The organism is Maribacter sp. MS6 (genome assembly GCF_056839185.1).
The window spans coordinates 3,934,363-3,958,397 of sequence record NZ_CM166389.1 but is presented as its reverse complement, the minus strand read 5'-3'; the positions used below and the strand labels follow the sequence as shown (position 1 = coordinate 3,958,397).

The following is a 24,035-nucleotide window of genomic DNA, read 5'->3' as shown; positions in this document are numbered from 1 at the left end:
TTCCCTTATTTTTACTTCAATGTACGACAATTCAAACATTATATGAACAGCTGGAGCTACTTTTAGAAAAGATAACTGGTTGAAAATTAAAGTCAGGTTTTAACCATATTAATCTCTAACTCTGTTGTAAGTTCCGAAGTCGCATCACCACGTACGGTCCCCGAAACGGGCATCGTATGTTGATAGTTGGCGCTGGTGCATATAGGAAAATGCATATTTGAAGTTCGTATGCCATTACTGGGGTCATATCCTATCCATCCGGCTCCGGGGATAAAGACCTCCGTCCAGCCGTGGAGTTCATACTTTGGTTCGGCGATATCCACATAAAAATAGCCACTTACAAAACGGGCGGCCATACCGTAATGGCGTAACAGTTGAATCTGCATCCAGGCCAAGTCCCTACAGGATGCTTTTTTTAAGTTGAAGGTTTCATTTGGCAGGTAAGGCTCCCCAATATCTCGTATTTCCAAAATAAAATCCTTATGAATACGATTGGTCAAGTCACTCAAAAAAGTCAACGTGTCGTTATTTGCGCGCTTCATTACGGCATCTCCATAGGCTATCAAATCCATACCAATTGCTATCTTTTCCAAATAGGACCTTAGTAATGAATTTAGACTATCGCCATAATTAAAAGGCAGTTGATTAAAACGTTCCGGTGACACCAGAAAATTAAAAGGATTATAGGGTTTGGCACTTAGTGTAGATGTTGCCTTAATACTCATCTTACGAAACATGCCCTCAAACCACGCGAAATGAACCGTATTGTTCTCGGCATCGGTCTGTTCGGAAATTCCAATGGGCTTTGGAACCACCTCTAGGTTAAAATGGGATAATTCTGCATAGGGCGTTGCCCTTGGCTTGAATCTAAAAACATGCGGTTCAAAAAACACCTCAGCTGCATAGTCATATTCGGTTACGTGTATAATTTCAATCTGCATAAGAGCTTTGTGTTGATTATGATTAGCAACGTAAGGATTTTGTTGGACAAAAAAATATCCGATAGCTCACCTAATAAAAAGCTATCCTATGGTAATAGAATAGACTAACAATGTGTTGCGCTTTCTATTGGCTTTGCGTTTGTATGCTTATCCGTTCGTTCGTATTGTCAAAAAAGGAATTGAAAACCGAAACGGATACCTCATTAAGTTTTTTCTGAAAGCCATCTACATATTCGTGCAGGCCTCCTTCAAAAATCTCATTGATATCTGCAAACTCTAGCTGTGACTTTAGCATTCCCAGTTGTTTTTCGGCGCTATTGGTAAATCCTATATCATTCCCTGTAATAGCCTTTAGAGATTTCTCTGCCTCTATCAAACAAAAGTTCATGGATCTTGGAAAAACCGTGTCCAGAATCAAAAATTCAGAAATTTTAACGGCCGTAAGTTTTCCATATTTTTTTCGATACATATCGTAGGCAGAAACTGATTTTAACAGCGCCGCCCATTGCGATAAATCAAAAGGAGTACCAACCGCCTTGGGCGTTGACAGCAGAATATGATATTTAACATCCAATACTCTAGAGGTCTTGTCCGCACGCTCTATAAACTGTCCTATTTTGCCAAAATGCCAACCATCGTTACGTGAAATGGAAATATCAAAAATACCGTACAGGAGTTGAATACCTTCCTTTACCGTTTTAAAAAATAGTCGGGGATCTTGTTCTTTCCATCGTTTTTTCTCTAATCCCTCTTTTACAAAATAATACAGGTAATTGATTTGTTCCCATACCTCCTTGGTCAGTTCTGGCCTTATGGCACGTGCATTTTCTCTTGCATTACAGATAGAATTGTATATGGAATTTGGATTTTCAGAATCAAAGCCTAGAAAATGGATAACGTTTTGCTTGTCTACCGTCTTATGTAGCTTTTCGTACAAGGGCCAATCACCGGTAATCATCACAAGTGGCAGCCATTGCTGCGTAGCATCTGGTGTTGACTCTAGGGAAAGATTAAAATTTACATCCATAAAACGGGCATAATTTTCGGCTCGTTCAAGGTATCGGTTCATCCAATACATGGTATCTGCAATTCTACTTAGCATAGTGTTATTTTAAATTGAAAATCTCCAAATGATTCTATTTTGGAAACTATTGGTTTTGAGAATTAGTTTATTGTTTGTCCAGCACCCAAGTATCCTTGCTGCCGCCACCCTGAGAAGAGTTTACCACCAAAGACCCTTTTGTCAAAGCGACTCTGGTGAGTGCACCGGGTATTACCTTGATATCTTTACCGTATAATACATAAGGGCGAAGATCTACGTGCCTTCCTTCGATACTTTCATCACAAAGCGTGGGTACCCTAGATAGATTAATCATGGGCTGCGCTATATAATTCCTTGGATTTTTCTTTATTTTAAGAACGAATTCATCCTGTTCTGCTTTTGTAGCATGTGGGCCTATTAACATGCCATAGCCCCCTGAACCATCGGTCTGCTTAACGACAAGCTTCGCAATATTTTCCAAAACGTATTTGCAGTCCTCATCTTCTGCACAGATATACGTTTTAATATTGGGCAGTAAGGCATCCTCACCCAAATAATATTTTATCAATCGAGGTATATAGGCGTAAACGGCCTTATCGTCAGCAACTCCTGCACCTGGTGCATTTACTAAAACTACATTTCCTTTAAGATAGGCTCCAAAGAGGCCTGGTGTTCCCAAAAGAGAATCTTTATTGAATGCCAATGGATCTATAAAATCATCATCGACCCTACGGTAGATTACATCTACTTTTTGCAATCCGTTCGTAGTTTTCATGTACACGAAGCCATCTTTTACGACCAAATCTCGTCCTTCGGCAAGTTCCGCTCCCATTTGTTGCGCCAGATAGGCATGCTCAAAATAGGCAGAGTTGTAAATACCAGGAGTCAGCACCACCAAAGTTGGCTTTTCTACCTTAGTAAGCGACTCCAACATATCCCGTAAGTAGTGCGAATAATCATGTACAGGTCTAACCTTTAATTTTTCAAACATTTCCGGGAAGGTCCGCTTTAGTATTTCCCTATTTTCCAGCATATAGGATACGCCTGAAGGACATCTTAAATTGTCTTCCAAAACATAAAACTGACCGTCACCACCGCGAATAAGGTCCGTACCAGAGATATGGCTCCAAACATTTTCTGGCGGTTTTAAACCAACACATTCTTTAAGGTAGCCTGCACAGGAAAGTACAAGTTCTCTAGGAATTATATTATCCTTTAAACATTTTTGATCGTTGTAGATATCGTCGATGAACAAGTTCAATGCAACGATTCGCTGCTGAAGTCCTTTAGATAGGTTGTCCCAATCCGTACCGCTCACAATTCTGGGAATGATGTCCAAATGCAAAATTCGCTCTATACCTTCATTATCGCTATACACATTAAAGGTCATACCCAATGATAACTGGGCGCGGTCTGTGGAATGTTGCAACATGTTCAGTTTTTTGGAGCTTATGTCCTCCAAACTCTTCTTAAAAAGTTCGTAGCTAGGCCTAACGATATGTCCATCATTGAACATTTCATCATAAAATCCGCTAATTTGGTATTCACTAAAATCTACTTTAGACATATTGTTCCGTGCTTGTTTAAATACTAATTAAGTAAGTGGTTGGAAATCTGAACTATGGAAATATAAATAAAATTGGGGTATCAACCTTTATCCTCTGATTCTTTTATAAGATAGAACAAATAATTGGACCTAAGCTGATGTTTTAGTAAAAATTAAGTCACTATTTTAGTTAATCCGGATATTTTTCTATTCGTAGGGTTGAAGTGAAATTAATGCAAATCGGAAATAACCAACAAACGACATCCTAAAATTACCAGGGGAAAACTAAAGGGTTTCTTGAACCACACTATCCCCGAGTTAAGATGAGCTATTTTTGCAAGGGTTTATGCCGACTTGGAGCTGAAAAAGCTAATTACCTTAATGTCAGATACTGGCATAACTAATGGCGTTTTAGCTCTAAACCTATCTGCGCTTTGCCCATAATACTTCGTGAATAAATGTCATTTTTTTGATTACGGGCGGCGAAATCACAAAGGGATATACATCCGGTATGCCCATGGCCCGGTTAATACTGTTAACAGCAAAAGATAAGGGCATACATTTATTAACGATCGTTTCAAAATTTTCAATCGTATAGGGATCAAAGGAAACCTCTGCGTTCATAGTTGTATTCGTACTAGACGGATTTACCTTTAAACCAAAGAAATGGGCCGTCTCTACCATATCCATCACATGGAGGTAATGTGCCCAAGTTTCTGCCCAATCTTCCCAGGGGTGAGCAGTTGCGTATTTGCTAATAAAGGAATTGCGCCAGTCAACTGGCGCACCGTTGACATAATAGGTTTGAAGAGCGTCTCCATAATTCAACTGCTCATTGCCAAAAATAGTTCTGAAGTCAGTTAAGAACATTTGATTATTTGCCGCCAATCGTTCCCAAAAGTAGTGTCCTACTTCATGTCTTAAATGTCCTATCAAAGTTCGATATGGTTCTTCTAATTGCTTACGTATCTGTTCTCTTGATACGGAATCGGCCTCCTTGAGTAAAATGGTAATAACCCCGTTGGCATGGCCTGTCATAACATCCCTATTACCCTGCTCGCCAATAAAATCGAAACATAGGCCCTCTTCCTGTACCATTTTGCTTGGTAGGGAAAGACCGATTTTTTGAAGCTGGTAAATGAGGCGGTGTTTGGCTATTTCAAGACTCTTCCACTTCGGAAAATTGGCTTCATCGGAAAGATCGGGAATAGTTCTGTTGAGCTGGCATGCAGTACAGAATTCGTGAATATCGTTTTGCTCCAAGACCCAATTACAGACTGCATGTCGGTTATTTTTACAATACTTATAACTCCAATTTTCACGATCGGAAATCAAAGAATCTCTATAAGGATTGAACGTTAGCATGGTACGGTCCCAATCTCTATAACCACAATTGTGACCACAATTTACACAATGATTGTTCTCAAAAAACAAGGGGTATTTACAATGACCACATTCAAAGACTTTCATCTGCATTTGTTTAGTATTGTAACAAAGATGGTATATATTTTCCTTGGACCTCTTAAAAAAGATAGCAAAGAATTTGGTAATTAAACCTCACCATACTAATTCAGCTAATATTCTGAAAAAGATAGTCCGATGGTTTACTATTTCAATCGAAGGTTGAATCCGTATTTAGAATAGATGCCATACGTTTTGGGGAAAGATATTCAAAGTAACGAGCTGTAATCTGAAACGATTCGTCCAAAATTACAATTGCAGGCAATGAAAAGGGAACTGCTTCCCTAGTAGCTAATAATAATGGAAGCTCGTGTACTGGATTACGTGTTTTACCGAGCTGTTTGTTTTTAAAAACCCGACCCTCAAAAGTAATAGTATTGGTAGTTTCAGCATTCATTTTTACGGCGTAGTAGTCTGTATTCAACATTTTAATGATTTGCGGGTCTGAATATGCTGCTTCATCCATTTTTTTGCAATAAGCACACCATTCCGCGTAAAAATCGATGTATACCTTTTTTGGTCTGACCGCCAAGGAATCTTCCAACTGCTCAAAGGTTAACCAATTAATGCCCTGGTTTTGGGCCTGCAGTAACTGTGATATAGAGGTAAGGAAGAACATACCCAATACAGCTAAAACTTTTCTATTAAACATCAGTTCCATGACCGTACTTTTAATGCAACTTACCAATTTTTACACCAAAGAAAAAAGTTCTCGGTGTCCCCGGGCCATAGACATAATCCGAATCCCGCGTGGGGCCACTATCAAAATCATCTTGAAAACTATTGAAGATATTCTTTACACCTAAGGAAAAGGTCATCATAAAATTTTCATTAAAATCCACATGAGATTCCAGCTTTAGGTTTAAATCGAAAAAAGAGCCGGTATCGTTCAATTGTAAAAATCCCGTATCGCTTATAACTCTTGGAACGGTCATACTGCCTGTATACGTTCCCGTAATATCTACATTAAAACGTTCACTAGGGATCCAAGCTGTATTCAAGTAGCCATAGAAATTAGGGTTTCTAACAAATTCATCTACAAGAATATCTGTTTCACCAAGTGTTCCATCGGTTTCAAACAAAAGTTGAGGTGCATCGTATTCTGCTTTCTGTACCGTTCCACCCAACTGAAACTGCCATTTTTGATTAGGAGATATACCAAACTCAAAATTAGTGCCATATACTTTTGCACCCTCACCGTTACGAACTTCTTCAAGAATAGAACCGTTTTCCAGTACGGCACCGGTACTCACTAAGGTAAAAGGGTCTTCTAGGGTGGTATAAAAACCTTCCAACAGAAAATCTAACTGTAACAGATTTATATTTTTAGAATAATTAAATGAACCCGTGTAGGCATTAGAATATTCCGTATCTAAATTATCGGATAAAATCACAAACTGAGGTTCTCCCCCTACACTGGAAATATGCAAATCTTCATTAAAAGCCTGTGGTGCCCTAAAACCCTTTGCATAGCCACCTCTAAATTTTAAGTCTTCCAAAACTTGATAGGAGACCGTTAACCTTGGCGAAAATGCGGTTTGATTTATATCTACTCCTCGGTCAATTCCGCCAATAGAATAATCGCCATCTACGTGTACGTTGTCAATTCGAGTTCCGGCTAGTAATGTAAATTTTTCGGTAGGTTTCCATTCATACTGCGCATAACCACCCAATGAATTTACGCGTTGATCAATCAAACGATTATAACCAGGAATCCGGTCCTCGGTTTCGGTATAGTTAAATTCGGCACCCATGGTCAATACGTCTTTATTCTTAAAGCTTTTTGTAAACTGTACGCCATTCACCCAAGCAAGGTCTTTGGTGGTTCCAAAAGCATTGTTAGCTAATATACTATCTTGCCGTGTACGACCGCCACCAAGTCCGCCATAGTAACTATCCCTATTTGTGTAAGAAGCGGAAGAATAGACTTGGAATTGACTTGTATAATCTTTACTATTAATTTCATACGCTATACCGCCAATAAAGGTGTCATGATCCAGTTCTTCTGTGATATCTGTAAACTGCGGAGACAAATTTAATCGATCTCCACCTCGGCGGTACTCTCGTATGGCGTTTAGGTTAACGGATAACCGACTCTGGTCATTTGGTCTAACAAAAGCTTTTCCACCTACTGTGTTATTACGCAACTCTACCATTTCGGAAAAGCCATCATCATTGGCATCCCAAGCTTCACGATTACGATACGTTCCAAATAGCGTTACGCCACTATTCAAATCATTTGCAACAACAGACGTATTAAACGTTAACATACGGTCTGCAGCTTCCCCGTTAATCAAAGCCAAGTTGGTACCAATTTCCCAAGTATTCAATATGGGATCTTTTGTAATTACATTTACAGTACCTGCGATAGCATTGGAACCGTACAAGGCAGAACCCCCACTGCGCACCACTTCTATTCGCTCAATTATATTTGTGGGAATTTGTTCTAGACCATATACACCTAACAAAGAGGAGAATACAGGCCTACTATTTAATAAAACCTGGGTATACCCACCCGCTAAACCATTTAACCGTACTTGGGTAAAGCCACAATTCTGACAATTGGTTTCTACACGTACACCAGGAGCATAATTGAGTCCGTCTGCGACAGAAAGCGATTGAGTGGCATTAAGTAAGCGAGGTTTTATGGTAGATACCACTACAGGTGTATTTTTACGTTCTACTCGGTTCCGGGTAGCACTGATAACAACCTCATCTAAACCTAAGGCATCCTTTAACAGCTCAAAATCGACTGTGATTCGTTCCTTAGCCGATACGGTAATCTTTTTAACGGTACTTCTATACCCTTGTGAACTAACCTGTATACTATGTGTTCCAGCAGGCAGGTTTAGTTCATAAAAACCAACCCCATTGGCACTGGTTCCTTTACCAATGTGTTGAACATAAATGCTGCTAAATGGCACTGGTTTCCCGTCCGCAGTTATGTGCCCCGCAATAGTTGCAGTTGATTTTTGCCCATGAACAACTGAAACTAGCCCCAATATGATAATAAATACCAGCTTAACCGACTCTTTCATGTAATTTTAAAAACTATTGAATATAATATTTAGGCAAACCTAATAATTTATTATTAAAAGATAAAATGTATCTTTACATACTAGTTGAAAATTATGTTTACACCTTCCGAAGAAAATTATTTAAAAGCCATATTTCATTTACAGGAAGAAGTGGATGGTGGCATCTCTACCAGTAGTCTTTCCGAACAACTGCATACCAAAGCGGCATCGGTCACCGAGATGATAAAGCGATTGGCGGAAAAGGAATTGGTAGATTATCAGAAGTATTATGGCGTACAATTAACGGATGCGGGCAGAAAGCATGCTCTGCTTATTGTAAGAAAGCACAGACTTTGGGAATATTTTTTGGTAGAGCGACTCAATTTTAATTGGGATGAAGTACATGATGTGGCGGAACAATTGGAACATATAAAATCCCCAAAACTCGTAGAGGAATTAGATGCCTTTTTGGGCCGACCGGAATATGATCCCCACGGAGACCCCATTCCCGATGCAAATGGGAATCTTCCCAAATCCCCCAAAAAGAAACTATCGCACCTAAAACAAGGCGATAAGGGTGTTTGCAAGGGTTTCAATGATAACTCATCAGCTTTTTTGCAATTCGTTGCCAAGCAGGACATTGGCCTAAATACCCCTATCGAAGTAGTTAATATTGAATCCTTTGACCATAGTATGACGGTATTAGTAGGTAAAAAGGAAATATTATTGTCTAAAACCGCTACAGATAACATTTATATTGAAAGCTAAGCGATAAGGCACTAAAAACACTTCTAAATAGAAACATGAAAAAAATAATACCATTACTATTTGTTATAATACTCCTTGCAAGTTGTAGCGATGAAAAGAAAACAAAAAATGGAAAACTAAATATTGTAACCACCACTACCATGATAACGGACCTTGTTAAGCATATTGGGGGCGATTCGGTTAACGTGCAAGGTCTTATGGGCAGCGGGGTAGACCCGCATTTATACAAGGCTAGCGAGGGCGACGTAACCAAACTTACTAATGCCGATGTCGTTTTTTACAGCGGCTTACATTTAGAAGGCAAACTGGTAGATGTTTTTGAAAAAATGGGCAGAAATACCAATACAATTGCCTTAGCAGAAGCATTGGATAAAAACAAGTTGATAGGTTCGGAATATTTTGCTTCTAACTATGATCCGCACATATGGTTTAACATTGATTATTGGAAACAACTGACTAACTATTTAACCTCAGAATTAAGCAGGTTGAATTCAGAAAACACCACATATTTCGAAGCGAACAAAACTGCCTACTTAAAAAAATTGGACCTCTTGGAAAATGAGATAAAGCAAACAATCGCCACGCTGCCCAAGGAAAAGCGCATATTGGTTACCGCTCATGACGCCTTCAATTATTTTGGTGAAGCTTACGGTTTTGAAGTGGTAGGATTACAAGGCCTAAGCACCGCAACCGAGGCAGGAGTGCAAGATGTTCAAAACCTGGCAAAACTGATTATCGATAAAAAAGTAAAAGCCATTTTCGTAGAGACCAGCGTACCAAAACGTACCATTGAAGCGTTGCAGCAAGCGGTTCTATCCAAAGGTTTTGAAGTAGCAATTGGTGGTACCTTATATTCTGATGCTTTAGGCAATGCAGGGACGGAAGAAGGAACCTATTTAGGTATGTTTAGGTATAATGTCAATACCATTGTTGAAGCTTTAGACTAGGTAATTGAATTAAAATAGTTAGATAAAAAGGACCATATGAATACTAATCTTCCTGCAATACAAATAGATGACCTTACCGTAGCCTACGACTACAAACCGGTCTTATGGGATATAGACCTTGTGATTCCTGAAGGGGTTCTTATGGCCATCGTAGGACCTAATGGTGCAGGAAAGTCTACGTTAATAAAGTCCATTCTAGGGATTATAAAACCAATTGCTGGCACCGTTCAAGTCTTTGGGGAAGCTTATAAGAAACAAGTGGATAAAGTCGCTTACGTTCCGCAAAAAGGAAGTGTAGACTGGGATTTTCCCACCACCGCTTTAGATGTGGTCATGATGGGGACTTACGGAAGTTTGGGTTGGATAAGGCGTCCTGGACAAAAAGAGAAAAAAGCGTCCTTAGAAGCCTTGGAAAAAGTGGGGATGTTGGAATTTAAGAGTCGGCAAATAAGTCAGCTAAGCGGCGGACAACAGCAACGCATTTTTTTAGCCCGTGCCTTGGTTCAAAATGCAGAAATATATCTGATGGACGAACCCTTTCAAGGCGTTGATGCCACCACGGAAAAGGCCATAATCAACATCCTGAAAGAACTCCGCCAAGCAGGAAAAACACTAATAGTGGTACATCATGATCTACAAACTGTTCCCGAGTATTTTGATTGGGTTACGTTCCTAAATGTCAAGGGAATAGCCTCAGGGCCCGTCATGGATATTTTCAATGACGACAATCTCACCAAAACCTATGGGATAAACTATAAAGTAGCCGTAAATCAATAGGAATGGAACTAACCGACTTCTTCACAGATTACACCCTTCGTACCATTACACTAGGTACGGCAATTTTAGGTGGCATCTGTGGCATGTTGGGAAGTTTTGCAGTGTTGCGAAAACAGAGTCTACTAGGTGATGCTATTTCCCATGCCGCACTCCCCGGAATCGCGATTGCGTTCTTGATCACCGGAATAAAGGATGCCAATATTATTTTAATTGGTGCTCTTATTAGTGGACTAGTAGGTACATTTTGGATTAAAGGTATCGTTAAAAGAACACGTCTAAAAAGCGATACCGCTTTAGGGCTGATCCTTTCGCTATTTTTTGGTTTTGGAATGTTATTGCTCACCTTTATCCAAAAAATGCCTAACGCGAATCAGGCTGGGTTGGATAAGTATCTTTTCGGTCAGGCTGCTACTTTGGTAGAAGAAGATGTGTGGATCATGGCCGTGGTTACAGGAGTTAGTTTACTCGTTTTACTTTTGTTTTGGAAAGAACTCAAACTGCTGCTCTTTGATGCCGACTACACCAGAACCTTGGGTTTTAATACTCGTTTTTTAGACATATTGATTACCACATTTATAGTCCTCGCCATTGTTTTAGGCCTACAGACTGTTGGCGTCGTACTCATGAGTGCCATGTTGTTGGCTCCTGCAGCTGCGGCCCGGCAATGGACCAATAACTTGGGTATCATGGTGATTTTGGCTGCAATTTTTGGTGCATTTTCAGGTGTTTTTGGTACTGCGATCAGCGCCAGTCAGAATAACCTCTCCACAGGCCCTGTTATCGTATTAGTGGCCGCGGCCTTTGTAGTCATTTCTTTCGTTTTTTCCCCTGGGCGGGGATTGTTGCTCAGGGAAATCCGTTTTCGCAAAAATCGAAGGGAACTGCACTTGAAAAAAACATTGACATTTATGTACCACATTGCCAAGACACATGAAAACGTATCGCATCCGCATGCCATCCGCATCCTCAATAATTTTCAGGGCTTTACCAGAAAAACATTGACCAAATTAGAGGAACAACAGTTCATACAGCTCCAAGGAAACAATTGGGCAATGACCGAAAAAGGCTATGTAGCAGCAGAATCCATATTTAATCAAATAGGAAAAGAAAATGACTAGCGCACAACTAGAAATACAGCTCATTGCGGCGTTGGTTGCTGTAGCCTGCGCTATACCTGGTACTTTTTTGGTGCTCCGTAAAATGGCGATGATCAGCGATGCCATTAGTCACGCAATACTTCCCGGAATTGTTTTAGGCTTTTTTATCACTCAAGATTTAAATTCACCGCTATTAATACTGCTGGCAGCGCTTACAGGCGTCATTACCGTGGTGTTGGTAGAATTTATCCAAAAAACAGGATTGGTAAAGGAGGACACTGCCATTGGATTGGTTTTTCCGGCCTTGTTCAGTATCGGAGTTATCATGATTGCCAAGAATGCCAATGACGTGCATTTGGATATTGATGCCGTACTGTTGGGAGAACTAGCCTTTGCCCCTTTTGATCGACTCCTGATTACCGGAACAGACATTGGGCCTAAGTCGCTCTGGGTTATCGGCACGATTTTACTGGTTTCCGTAGTGCTTCTTTTCCTATTTTTCAAAGAGCTAAAATTAAGCACCTTTGACAAAGGTTTAGCAACTACTTTAGGATTTTCGCCCATATTAGTTCATTATGGACTTATGACCGTATCTTCGGTCACTATTGTGGGCGCTTTTGATGCTGTAGGTGCTGTCTTGGTAGTTGCGCTTATTATTGCGCCAGCTGCAACTTCTTACTTACTTACGGACGACTTGAGAAAAATGCTGGTTTTGAGCTGTCTCTTTGGTGTCTTTTCTGCAATTTCGGGCTATTGGATGGCAAATATTTTAGATGCCTCCATTGCTGGATCTATGACCACCGTATTGGGAATTGTATTCTTATCGGCCTATTTATTTTCACCAAAGCAAGGGGTTTTGTTTGGTTTTTTCAGGGAACGACAACAGCGTGTAGAAGTTTCCCTACTTGTATTCTTATTACATCTTCAAAACCACACAGAACAAGAAGAAAGACATGTTAATCACCTTAGGGAACACATTAACTGGCAGAAAGTTCGTGCGAAAACAGTTCTTGAATTGGCCACTAAAAATAACTTGATAAAAACTTCAAGTGATGTCGTTTCCTTAACCGAGAAAGGTCAAGAATTTACTGACGAGGCATTGAAATATATCACCACGAATAAGGCTACGGCTATTGAAGAGCTAAAAGAACGATTTTTCCTGTTTAGGGGTTAGTAAAACAACTATAATACGAAATGGAATAGTACTTTTCCAAATTACCAATGTTCGCTACCTTTTTCTCCTTTAAACGGTCCTACCAAATCAGAGGTAATCCATCCTGCATAAAATGCTCCGGGTTGTGCCCGCACTCTTTCTCCGGCCACCGAACATTCTAACTGTTGTGGATAGAAGGCAAAATAATTTTTTACCGCTTCAAATTCGGAAAATGGCTTGGGATATGACCATGCTACCGGTTGATCACCCATGGTTTTCAAAGCCCAATACACAGCATGACCCTTCCATTCGCACATGGACGATCTGTTTGCTATTTTTACTAGCATACCCATATCTACATCCACTTGTGGTATATAGTATGTAGGCGGACTAGCCGTCTCCAAAACCGCCAATGCCTTACCGGTCTCTGCGATTACCTGCCCTTTAATGCTCACTACTATGGTTTTGTGTACTTTTTCGATTTTAGGAGGTCGTGGAAAATCCCAGACTGAACGCTGCCCCTTTTTAGGAGCTATGGCGAATGGCGGTCTTTCCTTTCCTGTATTGTTCCAGCTATCACGAGCCTGTTGCAACCAATTTTTCATGCAATTAATTTTAAAAATCTACACTTTTCCAGAAGGTACTAAAAATAGTTGATTATGGTTGACGCTCCTAAAAGAACCTCTTTTCAAAACTACGGTTTAGCATCAAGTGCAATCCTCATAAGCGCTTTGCTAAATAGTTGTTTTGAAAGATGTAAGCTGATATTTACAAATAATTTGACCACTCCATTAGATTTGAGACTCCCAAAGAAATAGTTACGATAGCCATTTCCTTATCAACCACAAAAGGCTTTTTCAAGTTTTTAAAATAACCTATATTTAGAAAATGATAACTTGTAACAACACAATGCTTGTTGGAGTCCTGTTAGCTAGCTTTTTCTGTAATGCACAAACAAAAGATGGGCACCATTACCGGCAAGAACTTCCCGGAACAAAACTAGCGATTGATATGGTCTATATCCCGGAGGGAAGTTTCACGATGGGGAGTCCGCAATCCGAAGAAAACAGGGATACGGACGAAGGTCCAACACATAGCGTTGAAATCGATGGGTTTTGGATGTCTAAATATGAAGTTACTTGGGAATTATACAACCTATTCATCAACCGAAATATAGATAACGAGACTAACTATGAAAAAGGTGATGATTTAACTATGGAGGTTGATGCCGTCTCTGGGGCAACCGTTCCTTATGTAGATATGAGTCTGGGAATGGGTACGGATGCTGGATTGCCTGTTGGAAATGTAACGCATCTAGCAGCATCTGCTTTTTGTAAATGGCTGTCCGCAAAAACAGGCTATTTCTATAGATTGCCTACCGAGGCCGAATGGGAATATGCGGCACGGGCCGGAAGTACTACTGCGTATCATTTTGGAGATGAAGTTTCGGACTTGGACGACTATGCTTGGTACTATTCGAACAGTAACGGCACCTATCACAAAGTCGGTCAGAAAAAACCGAATCCCTGGGGATTATATGATATGCACGGCAATGTGGCAGAATGGACCTTGGACCAGTACCTGCCTAAGATATATCAAAATAGAAAATCGACCACTGAAAACCCTTGGGAAACTGCTACTACAGAATATCCAAGAACAGTGCGCGGTGGTTCATATGACGATGACGAAGAATGGTTGCGGAGTGCTGCTAGAATGCCTTCCATGGAAAAATGGAAAATGCGGGACCCTCAATTTCCAAAAAGTAAATGGTGGAATACCGATGCCCCATTTGTAGGGTTTAGAATCGTGCGACAAGCATCGGCACCAGCCCCAAAAGAAATGAAAAAATATTGGAACCAATAAGTATAAAACCACAAAAATCAAACGCATGGAAAAATCAGGAAAATCAACATCCAATTTAATAACACCTTCCAGACGGGGTTTTGTTAAAAGCAGTGCATTAGTAACAGCAGGGATGCTCTTGCCGGGAATAGAACTAAACGCCATGGCAAATGTCTTTAACGATAAAAAACTGAAAATAGCCGTGGTAGGTTGCGGTGGCCGTGGTACAGGTGCCGCCAACCAAGCGTTGAAAGCAGATGAAAATGTAGAACTGGTAGCCATGGCAGATGCTTTTCAAGATCAGCTAGACGAGAGCCTTAATAATCTCCAAAAAGCCTATGAGGGAACGGGTAAAGTGAACGTAAAAGACAAGCATAAATATGTTGGTTTTGACGCTTATAAAATGGCCATAGACCAAGCCGATGTTGTAATTCTTGCTACGCCTCCCGGATTTCGCCCCCATCATTTTGAATATGCGGTAAATGCTGGAAAGCACATATTCATGGAAAAGCCAATGGCAACAGATGTACCTGGCATACGGAAGGTATTGAAAATGGCCAAGGTAGCTAAAGAAAAAAAATTGAATGTGGTCGTCGGACTACAAAGACATTATCAAGATAATTATTTAGCCATTGCCGAAAAAATCGAAGAAGGAGCCGTGGGAAAAATAACCTCCGGCCAAGTGTATTGGAACAGCGCAGGCGTTTGGGTACGACCTAGACAAGCTGGCCAAACCGAAATGGAATATCAAATGCGTAATTGGTACTACTTCAACTGGCTTTGTGGCGATCATATTCTTGAGCAGCACATTCACAATATCGATGTTGCCAACTGGTTCTTGGGAGAGTATCCTATTGCCGCCCAAGGTATGGGCGGGCGTCAAATCCGAACGGGCATTGACCATGGTGAAATATTTGATCATCATTTTGTAGAATTTACCTACCCAAGTGGTGCGGTAATTTCCAGTCAATGCCGCCATCAACCGGGGACTTGGTCCAAAGTGGGCGAGAATTTTCAAGGTACCAAAGGACGTATCGATATGAAAGACGCGGGTACGGCCAGTATTGTGGACTTGGAAGGTAACTCCATATTTGAACATCGTGGTAAAAACGACCCCAATCCCTACCAAGTAGAGCACGATAGGTTATTTGCTTCCATACGAAACAATGAAGTCATCAGTGATGCGGAAAACGGAGCAAAAAGTACTATGACCGCTATCTTGGGAAGAATGGCTACCTATTCCGGCAAAGTGGTAACATGGGACGAGGCCATGAAATCCACACAGCTTTTGGTACCTAAAGATATGGACTGGAATTCCACACCGCCTGTAATGCCGGACACTAACGGACACTATCCTATTCCTGCGCCAGGTGAAACGGATGTTTTTGTTTAAGTCTATGGGAATGGAGCATGTGAATGTTGAACAAACTAGCTAGGTAAAAAGAAACGATTAAAGACGAATACGTTTTGTAGCCCAAGGTTTATTACTAGCGTTTGGTTTGAAAACCAAAAACTACAAAATGTGATATTGGATTACTTTTTTAAAAAAATCCTGAAGGTGGTTATTATTGAAGAATCTAGAATGAGCACCATATTGGGATTTAAAACGGTGTCAGCGGTTTTGATAAGCCTGTCCTTATGTTCCATTTGCAGTTAGAATCATTTTGGATTTTAAAGAGCACGTTTTTGATTCTTTCACAATTACAAGAGCCGTTGACTTTCCTTATTTTTATGAAACATAATTTGAAATGAGTTAGGACAGATGCAACAGCTACAACAACAAGTCGAGTTTTTTAAGACCCAGCAAACAAAGGATGTCGTTTTTCGAAAAAAAGCCTTGAAACGACTCCAACACGAAATCGTGGCAAGGGAGGACGACATCTGTGATGCTATCTATGCAGATTTTAAAAAACCAAAGTTCGAGACCTTGGCAGCCGAAACTCAGTTTGTTTTGGCAGATATAAAGAATACCCTGAAGAAAATTGACGGATGGGCAGAACCGGAAAGGGTTTCCAGTAGTCTTATGAATTGGCCCTCATCTGATTGGATCTACAAAGAACCCTACGGAAACGTTTTAATCATTGCCCCATGGAACTACCCCTTTCAATTGGCCATTGCGCCATTAATTGCAGCGGTAGCGGCGGGAAACACCGCCATTGTTAAACCTTCTGAAGTGACACAACATACGGCAAAAATTATCTCGGAAATTGTGGCCGCCAGTTTTGAGCCAGCTCACGTTACCGTAATCCAAGGTGGTGTGGAAACATCTCAAGAATTACTCGCCCAAAAATGGGACTACATCTTCTTTACGGGAAGCACCCGAGTAGGGCAAATTGTGTACGAAAGCGCCGCGAAACATTTAACGCCCGTAACCTTGGAACTGGGAGGTAAAAATCCGACTATTGTAGATGAAACCGCATCTATATCTAAAGCGGCAAAACGTATTGTATGGGGCAAATTCTTAAACGCAGGGCAGACTTGCATTGCCACGGATTATGTTTTGGTTCATCATTCTGTAAAAAATAAATTAGTAGCCGCCTTAAAACAAAGTATTACGGATTCCTATGGGGAAAACCCAGAAGCATCACCAGATTATGCCAGAACGGTAAGCGCGAACCACTATTCTGGCTTAAAAGGGATGTTGGAAGGGCAGGATATCCTGTTCGGTGGCAATACCACAGATGAGGAAAACTTTATCTCCCCTACCTTGGTCAACGAACCTAAATTAGATAGTAAATTAATGCAAGGAGAAATTTTTGGCCCCATTCTGCCCATCATAGCATACGAAACCGATGGCGATATTGAGCGCCATATTATGAACTACGGCAAGCCTTTGGCAACGTACGTATTCTCCAATAAGAAATCATTCCAAAAAAAAATAATAAAAAAATATAGTTTTGGGGGAGGCGCCATAAACGATACCATCATACAGATTACTAATAAAAATCTGCCCTTTGGTGGCGTTGGGAACAGCGGTATTGGTGCATACCATGGCAAAACATCCTTTGACCTGTTTTCTCACCATAAAAGTATTGTAAAAAAAGCCAATTGGTTTGAGGCTCCTGTGCGCTATCCGCCCTATACGCTGCCCCTAAAGTTTATTAAAAAAGTGAAACACTTGTTCTGATAGTTACATTTTTTATTACCGCTAACCTGAATAGTACTCCACTTCATTTTACCCTATTAAATCATTCAATCTAACAATACAAAATATTAGTGTTGGACGTTTATAACGCTACCAGTAAAAGTGCAAGTAAGGGGTTTAGCCACCGCTGCATTTCTTTTCAATAAGGGCAAAAGTACTAACGCTAAGATGACATTGAACTTCTGGTTGTTTCACTTCTTTTTCAGGTAAAAGGGAATGAATGGGATGTCGGCAATTATAAAGATTCAGACCATATAACATCCCAGTTGTTACAGTACTTGTTACAACCGAAAAGTCTTATCGAAGAGCTATTCAAAAGAGCATTATGTTAAAGTCATATTAATTGTAAGTGCCTTGTTCCCCTTTTATATGATAACGAAAGTCAAATCAGAGGAAAGTATATTGAACAAGGTAAAGGCACTGGATAATTTAAAGAATCGATTAAAATTCAATTCTAATTTTAAATAAGAAATCTCCGAAGGAATTTGTAATTAATTTACATTATACTTACTTTAAATTTACATAGTATTGATTTATAAAATGAATCTAATACAATCATCCAATTATGGTGTTCTATGATAAAAAAATCCTTTTTTTATATCTTTTTAAGTCTGCTTGGGATTATTTTATTTATTAACCCAAACTTTCAAACGATTACAGCAGGCGTTGCCATTTTACTGTTTGGTATGATAATGTTGGAGGAAGGTTTTAAAGTTTTCACCAAAGGACCTCTCCAAAACATCTTAAAGAAAGCAACCGATAAACTATATAAAAGCATTGCCGCAGGCGCTTTGGTTACCGCCTTCATTCAATCAAGTTCTTTGGTATCGGTAGTTGCTATTTCATTTATGAGTGCTGGATTGATTACCCTTGGTGGTGGAATGGGTTTAATTTTTGGGGCAAATATCGGAACTACTGCTACCGCATGGCTAGTAGCTGCTTTTGGTTTGAAAATAAAAATATCGGCCTTGGCAATGCCTATGCTCGTATTCGGTATTGTTTTCTCATTGCAGAAAAGGGTTAACCTAAAAGGCATTGGCAATATTCTTGCCGGTTTGGGATTTTTCTTCTTGGGAATTCATTACATGAAAGAAGGCTTTGATGTGTTCAAGGAATACATTGATCTAACCCAATATGCTATACCAGGATATGTAGGTATTATCATTTATGCAGGAATCGGAATTGTAATAACTACAATTCTCCAGTCCAGTAGTGCCACATTGGCTTTAATTTTAACCGCTTTGGCCGCTGGGCAAATTGAATATGAAAATGCGTTGGCGCTGGCCATAGGCGCAAATGTTGGCACAACTATTACCGCCGTATTAGGCTCCATAAGTTCTAATATTGCCGGAAAACGACTGGCAGGAGCGCATTTAATTTTCAATTTGATTACAGGGGTGGTCGCCTTGGCCATCATATTTCCGCTAGCAGACCTAGTCGATTACTTAGCAGATTTAGTAGGTATTTCCACTGATGATTTTACGCTAAAACTCGCAATGTTCCATACAATTTTCAATGTCTTAGGTGTAATTATAATGCTACCGCTTATAAAAACAACCGAAAAATTCTTGACTCGTTTTTTTAGGGAGAAAAAAGATAAGGGAATAGAGGTTCCCAAATATTTAAATGAAACTGTTTTAAAATTTCCGAGTACCGCTGTTTTGGCCTTAACAAATGAATCAAAATATTTGTACGAAAATGCAGTCTTTGAAATTGTTACACATGCTTTAAACATTCATAGAGAAGACATAAAATCCGATTTGAAAGCAAAGGATATCATCAAAAAATCAAAAAATAATTTTAACACCGATGTCAGGGATTTATACTACAGTAAGGTAAAGACGATCTACGGAGAAATAATTAGATATGCTACCACAGCCCAAAGTAAACTAAAGATGAGTGAGCGTATGAATAACCGTATTTCTGAACTAATAATCGCTAATCGTAAAATGGTGGAGACTATCAATGCGGTTAGGGAATTAGGTAGAAACGTATCGCGTTATTTAGACTCGGATAATAGCCATATGGAAAAGGAATACGATAAGTTTCGAAAAAAAATCATTAGGGTCCTACGCGTCATTTATTTGTTCAGAACACAGGAGGATAAAGAAATCTATTTTTCAAAACTATTGAAACTTAGAAACGAAGCAAAAGAAACAAAATATCAAAACACAAAATCTATTAATATCTTAATACGAAAAGACCTAATTAATGCTGACATGGCCTCTTCGTTGGTCAATGATAAGGACAACCTTAACGAGATGATTAAAAATTTAATATCGGTAGCAGAACTTCTCTATGGAGAAAGAGATTCCTTATTGGAAAATGGAAAACCAATAGAACGGGAGAATACCTAATCTTGTTTCTTCTAAATTTTGTTTCTAGTAGAACAGTCAAAATGAATCTATTCAGCGAAAAGATCAGTTATCAAAAGGTTCAAATTAAGGTTCTATATAAGAAAAGCTACACGTACAATTTATAAGTTGTTCCTATTGTCCTTATTCTAATTTAAAGTTAATAGGTATACTATAAGGAACACGTACGGCCCTACCCCGCTGCATTCCAGGGGTCATTTTTGGTATTGCCGCAACAATACGAACAGCCTCATTTTCTAAATTTTTATCAGGTCCTCGCACACGAATATCAGAAATGTATCCCTTAGTATTTATGGCAAATTGCACATATACCTTACCTTGTATATTCATTTCGATAGCTACCTCGGGATATTTAAATTCTTTAGCTACATGCTCTTGAATCTTTTTTTGAAAACAGGCTCTTTGCTCTTCCTTGATTTTTATGTCCTCACAACCTGGGAAAATAGGAATATCCTCAATTATGGCAAAAGGCACCGATATTTCTTCTTCTAATTCATCAACTATAATATCATCTACCTCAACAGGGGCCTCTATTACAGATTCTTGATCCGTCTCGGTGCTTTCTATAATGGTTTCTTCTATATCATCATTATCCTCCACGATTTGAATAATTTCCGGCGCTGCTGGTGGAGGGGGTGGCGGCAATGTCTTTACCTGTTCTGTCATTGGAACATCTTCCTTTATTTCGTCTACAACGTTCATTGATTCTACTAATAAATCTTCTTTATCATAGGTTTTATATTCCAATGCCCGCCATGTAAGGAAAAGTACAAGGGTTAACCCAATAACAAAATATAGGCCACTATTTAAATTCAAATCGAACTTTGGATTCTTTTTAACTTGCATAATAGGATGGTTTTAAGTGGGTTACTTCCTTAAAATTAATTTTATTTTGCAAGAGTAAATATGATATATATCAGTTTGGTCACCGATGTTTATTTTCCAAAAGAGGATGAATCTGGATAAACTAATAACCATGAGGAAGGCTATCAGCTTATTTACTAATCGATTATTCTGCAGAGGTAACCGACCCAGTTAAGATAGAGATGCGTATAGGATTCTAATTTGAAGAGGCACTTAGTACCAAACAACCCTGAAAAGAGAAATAAAAGCATTTAATTAAGCAGCGTGTATCTCAGACTTTATATACCACTTTTAAATATGGGCTTCAAAATAGTCGCTATTCATTCGGGCTATATTGGTTAGTTTTATTTCCTTGGGACACTCTAATTCGCATGCGCCGGTATTGGTGCAGTTTCCAAAACCTTCCAAATCCATTTGTTTTACCATATGTTGCACTCTGGTATTTGCTTCCACTTTTCCTTGTGGTAACAGGGATAACTGAGATATCTTGGCAGATGTGAATAACATGGCAGATGCATTTTTACAAGCGGCCACACAGGCACCACAGCCAATACAGGTTGCGGAATCGAATGCGGCTTCTGCAATCGACTTTTTAATTGGAATCGTATTTGCATCCTGTGTATTGCCGGAAGTATTGACCGATACGAAACCACCTGCCTGTTGTATGCGGTCAAAAGCAGAGCGATCTATAACAAGGTCTTTTATAATCGGGAAAGCCCTGGCCCTGAATGGTTCTATATAAATGGTATCCCCATCGTTAAATCTACGCATATGTAATTGGCAGGTAGCTATACCCCTATCCGGCCCATGCGGCTGACCGTTTATAAAAAGGGAACACATACCGCAAATACCCTCCCTACAATCGTGATCAAAAGCAATGGGACTTTCGCCTTTTAAAATAAGGTCGTAATTAAGGGTGTCCAACATTTCCAAAAAAGAATCATCGGGATTCACATTATCCAATAAATACTGGGTCAACGTTCCTTTTTCCTTGCTACTCTTTTGCCGCCAAATTTTCAAGGTTAGTTTCATTCCTATTTCCTTTTTTGGTTTATTTATAACTTCGTTGCTGTACGGTTACGCTTTCGTATACCAATTTTTCCTTATGCAAATTCCATTTACCCGGCTCTCCCATGTATTCCCAAGCAGCTACGTGGGCAAAATTTTCATCGTCGCGCATAGCCTCGCCTTCTGGGGTTCGATGCTCTTCACGATAATGCGCACCACAAGATTCTTTGCGGCTCAACGCGTCCTTGGAATAAAGTTCACCCAATTCCAAAAAATCGGCTAAACGCCCTGCTTTGGCCAATTCTTCATTAAATTCGTTTGCTGTTCCTGGAACAATAACGTTCTCCCAAAATTCCTTTCTAAGTAACGCAATCTCAATCATAGCAGTTTCTAGCCCCTTTTTATAGCGGTTAATACCACAATACTTCCACATAATAGTGCCCAGCTTTTTATGAAAATAGTCTACGGGATGTAATCCTTTATTGGCAATTAACGTATCTATTGTATTTTTTACCTCAATCTCGGCCTTTTCAAATTCAACAGACAAAGTGCTAATTTTTCCGGTACCGATTTCTTCGGAAAGATAGTCCGCAATTGTATAAGGTAAAACAAAATATCCATCTGCCAACCCTTGCATTAAGGCAGATGCACCCAACCTATTTGCACCGTGATCGGAGAAATTAGCTTCACCTATAGCAAAAAGACCTGGAACGGTTGTCATTAAATTATAGTCTACCCAAAGCCCGCCCATGGTATAATGGGTAGTGGGGTATATTTTCATTGGGGTTTCATACGGATTTTGATCTACAATTTTTTGATACATCTGAAACAGATTACCATATTTCTGTTTCATCATTTCCCTACCCAATCCTTCTATAATTTTGTCATCTGTATTGTCTAATCGTTTGATGTGCGCTTGTTCTCTGCCAAAACGTTGAATGGCCGAAGCAAAATCCAAAAACACGGCCTGGCCAGTTATGTTCACCCCAAACCCTGCATCACAACGTTCTTTTGCTGCTCGCGAAGCTACATCCCTAGGTACGAGATTACCGAATGCCGGATATTGCCGTTCTAAATAATAATCGCGATCGTCTTCTCCTAAATCCTCTGGTTTTTTTCTCCCCTCTCTAATGGCCTTTGCATCATCTAAGCTTTTAGGTACCCAGATACGACCATCGTTTCGCAAGGATTCGGACATCAAGGTCAGTTTAGATTGGTTAGGACCGCCAACCGGTATTGCGGTAGGATGTATTTGATTGAAACATGGATTCGCCAGAAAAGCACCTCTTCTATGTGCCTTCCATGCGGCAGATGCATTACTCCCCATTGCATAGGTTGAGAGATAAAAAAGATTTCCGTAGCCACCAGACGCTATTATTACCGCATGTGCCCCATGGCGCTCTATTTTCCCAGTGACCAAATTTCTAGAAATAATACCACGTGATTTGCCATTGACCAAAACAACATCCATCATTTCATGTCGGTTGAACATTTGAATTTTACCACGGGCAATTTGTCTGTTCATGGCCGAATACACCCCTAGTAATAATTGCTGTCCTGTTTGTCCCTTTGCATAAAATGTACGGGAAACCTGCACGCCTCCAAAAGAACGGTTATCCAAAAGTCCACCATATTCTCTGGCAAAGGGCACACCCTGTGCCACACATTGATCTATAATGTTCGAAGAAACCTCGGCCAACCGATATACATTGGCTTCCCGTGACCGGTAATCCCCTCCTTTAATTGTGTCATAGAACAAACGGTAAACAGAATCTCCATCGCCTTGATAATTCTTAGCTGCATTTATACCTCCCTGCGCAGCAACGGAATGTGCCCTTCGTGGAGAGTCCTGAAAACAAAACGATTTAACATTGTAGCCGAGTTCTGCCAGAGTGGCCGCAACCGACCCACCGGCAAGACCGGTACCAACAACAATAATATCTAGTTTTCGCTTGTTGGCGGGACTTATAAGATTGAGATTATTTTTATGGGTCGTCCATTTTTGGTTTAATGGTCCTGATGGTATTTTAGCATCCAATCGGTTCATCCAAA

Annotated in this window: 19 protein-coding genes; 9 read left to right on the top strand and 10 right to left on the bottom strand. The window is 39.9% G+C overall.

Annotated elements, in window-relative coordinates; genetic code table 11:
* Nucleotides 1-92: 92 nt before the first annotated feature.
* The 6 genes from MS6x_RS17290 to MS6x_RS17265 form a co-directional block, all read right to left on the bottom strand.
* Nucleotides 93-941, bottom strand: a complete 849-nt coding sequence (locus MS6x_RS17290; RefSeq protein ID WP_482603820.1) for a transglutaminase family protein — start codon at nucleotides 939-941, stop codon at nucleotides 93-95.
* A 124-nt stretch (nucleotides 942-1,065) separates the two neighbouring features.
* Nucleotides 1,066-2,043, bottom strand: coding sequence for an alpha-E domain-containing protein (locus MS6x_RS17285; protein ID WP_482603818.1), 978 nt, complete (start codon nucleotides 2,041-2,043; stop codon nucleotides 1,066-1,068).
* Between the two features lie 67 nt (nucleotides 2,044-2,110).
* The gene (locus tag MS6x_RS17280) at nucleotides 2,111-3,550 is read right to left on the bottom strand and encodes a circularly permuted type 2 ATP-grasp protein (protein WP_482603817.1); all 1,440 of its coding nucleotides are present in this window, start codon (nucleotides 3,548-3,550) and stop codon (nucleotides 2,111-2,113) included.
* Between the two features lie 402 nt (nucleotides 3,551-3,952).
* Nucleotides 3,953-4,999, bottom strand: a complete 1,047-nt coding sequence (locus MS6x_RS17275; RefSeq protein WP_482603815.1) for a zinc-binding metallopeptidase family protein — start codon at nucleotides 4,997-4,999, stop codon at nucleotides 3,953-3,955.
* Nucleotides 5,000-5,141: 142 nt separating this feature from the next.
* Complete coding sequence (locus MS6x_RS17270) at nucleotides 5,142-5,651, bottom strand: thioredoxin family protein (protein WP_482603813.1); 510 nt, start codon at nucleotides 5,649-5,651, stop codon at nucleotides 5,142-5,144.
* A 10-nt stretch (nucleotides 5,652-5,661) separates the two neighbouring features.
* Entirely contained in the window at nucleotides 5,662-8,028 is a 2,367-nt protein-coding gene (locus tag MS6x_RS17265; RefSeq protein WP_482603812.1) for a TonB-dependent receptor, read from the bottom strand.
* Between the two features lie 93 nt (nucleotides 8,029-8,121).
* On the opposite strand from MS6x_RS17265, the gene MS6x_RS17260 reads away from it, so the two are divergent.
* The 5 genes from MS6x_RS17260 to MS6x_RS17240 are packed head-to-tail and all read left to right on the top strand — an operon-like array spanning nucleotide 8,122 to nucleotide 12,770.
* Nucleotides 8,122-8,775 (top strand): metal-dependent transcriptional regulator, encoded by a 654-nt coding sequence (locus MS6x_RS17260; RefSeq protein WP_482603811.1) that lies wholly within the window; start codon nucleotides 8,122-8,124, stop codon nucleotides 8,773-8,775.
* Between the two features lie 35 nt (nucleotides 8,776-8,810).
* Entirely contained in the window at nucleotides 8,811-9,722 is a 912-nt protein-coding gene (locus MS6x_RS17255) for a metal ABC transporter solute-binding protein, Zn/Mn family (protein WP_482603810.1), read from the top strand.
* A gap of 36 nt (nucleotides 9,723-9,758) precedes the next feature.
* Nucleotides 9,759-10,499 (top strand): metal ABC transporter ATP-binding protein, encoded by a 741-nt coding sequence (locus MS6x_RS17250; protein WP_482603808.1) that lies wholly within the window; start codon nucleotides 9,759-9,761, stop codon nucleotides 10,497-10,499.
* A gap of 2 nt (nucleotides 10,500-10,501) precedes the next feature.
* Nucleotides 10,502-11,617: a metal ABC transporter permease gene (locus MS6x_RS17245; protein ID WP_482603807.1), complete on the top strand. Its 1,116-nt coding sequence runs from the start codon at nucleotides 10,502-10,504 to the stop codon at nucleotides 11,615-11,617.
* Entirely contained in the window at nucleotides 11,610-12,770 is a 1,161-nt protein-coding gene (locus MS6x_RS17240) for a metal ABC transporter permease (RefSeq protein WP_482603805.1), read from the top strand. Before MS6x_RS17245 ends, MS6x_RS17240 begins: the two co-directional genes overlap by 8 nt.
* 41 nt (nucleotides 12,771-12,811) lie before the next feature.
* Here the strand turns inward: MS6x_RS17240 and MS6x_RS17235 are convergent, their stop codons facing one another.
* Entirely contained in the window at nucleotides 12,812-13,354 is a 543-nt protein-coding gene (locus MS6x_RS17235; RefSeq protein ID WP_482603804.1) for a DUF427 domain-containing protein, read from the bottom strand.
* Between the two features lie 283 nt (nucleotides 13,355-13,637).
* On the opposite strand from MS6x_RS17235, the gene MS6x_RS17230 reads away from it, so the two are divergent.
* The 4 genes from MS6x_RS17230 (at nucleotide 13,638) to MS6x_RS17215 (ending at nucleotide 20,093) form a co-directional block, all read left to right on the top strand.
* A complete protein-coding gene (locus MS6x_RS17230; RefSeq protein WP_482603802.1) occupies nucleotides 13,638-14,612 on the top strand; it encodes a formylglycine-generating enzyme family protein in 975 nt (324 codons plus the stop codon).
* A 25-nt stretch (nucleotides 14,613-14,637) separates the two neighbouring features.
* Nucleotides 14,638-15,984: a Gfo/Idh/MocA family protein gene (locus MS6x_RS17225; RefSeq protein WP_482603800.1), complete on the top strand. Its 1,347-nt coding sequence runs from the start codon at nucleotides 14,638-14,640 to the stop codon at nucleotides 15,982-15,984.
* A gap of 369 nt (nucleotides 15,985-16,353) precedes the next feature.
* Nucleotides 16,354-17,718, top strand: a complete 1,365-nt coding sequence (locus tag MS6x_RS17220; RefSeq protein ID WP_482603799.1) for an aldehyde dehydrogenase — start codon at nucleotides 16,354-16,356, stop codon at nucleotides 17,716-17,718.
* Nucleotides 17,719-18,311: 593 nt separating this feature from the next.
* Nucleotides 18,312-20,093 carry a Na/Pi cotransporter family protein gene (locus MS6x_RS17215; protein WP_482603797.1) on the top strand — a complete coding sequence of 594 codons (1,782 nt, stop codon included), beginning with the start codon at nucleotides 18,312-18,314 and terminating at the stop codon, nucleotides 20,091-20,093.
* Between the two features lie 141 nt (nucleotides 20,094-20,234).
* Here MS6x_RS17215 and MS6x_RS17210 read toward each other — a convergent pair whose 3' ends face one another.
* The 3 genes from MS6x_RS17210 to MS6x_RS17200 form a co-directional block, all read right to left on the bottom strand.
* Nucleotides 20,235-20,957: an energy transducer TonB gene (locus MS6x_RS17210; RefSeq protein ID WP_482603796.1), complete on the bottom strand. Its 723-nt coding sequence runs from the start codon at nucleotides 20,955-20,957 to the stop codon at nucleotides 20,235-20,237.
* A 309-nt stretch (nucleotides 20,958-21,266) separates the two neighbouring features.
* Nucleotides 21,267-22,007 carry a succinate dehydrogenase/fumarate reductase iron-sulfur subunit gene (locus MS6x_RS17205; protein WP_482603794.1) on the bottom strand — a complete coding sequence of 247 codons (741 nt, stop codon included), beginning with the start codon at nucleotides 22,005-22,007 and terminating at the stop codon, nucleotides 21,267-21,269.
* Between the two features lie 19 nt (nucleotides 22,008-22,026).
* Complete coding sequence (locus MS6x_RS17200) at nucleotides 22,027-24,030, bottom strand: fumarate reductase/succinate dehydrogenase flavoprotein subunit (RefSeq protein WP_482603793.1); 2,004 nt, start codon at nucleotides 24,028-24,030, stop codon at nucleotides 22,027-22,029.
* Nucleotides 24,031-24,035: the final 5 nt, after the last annotated feature.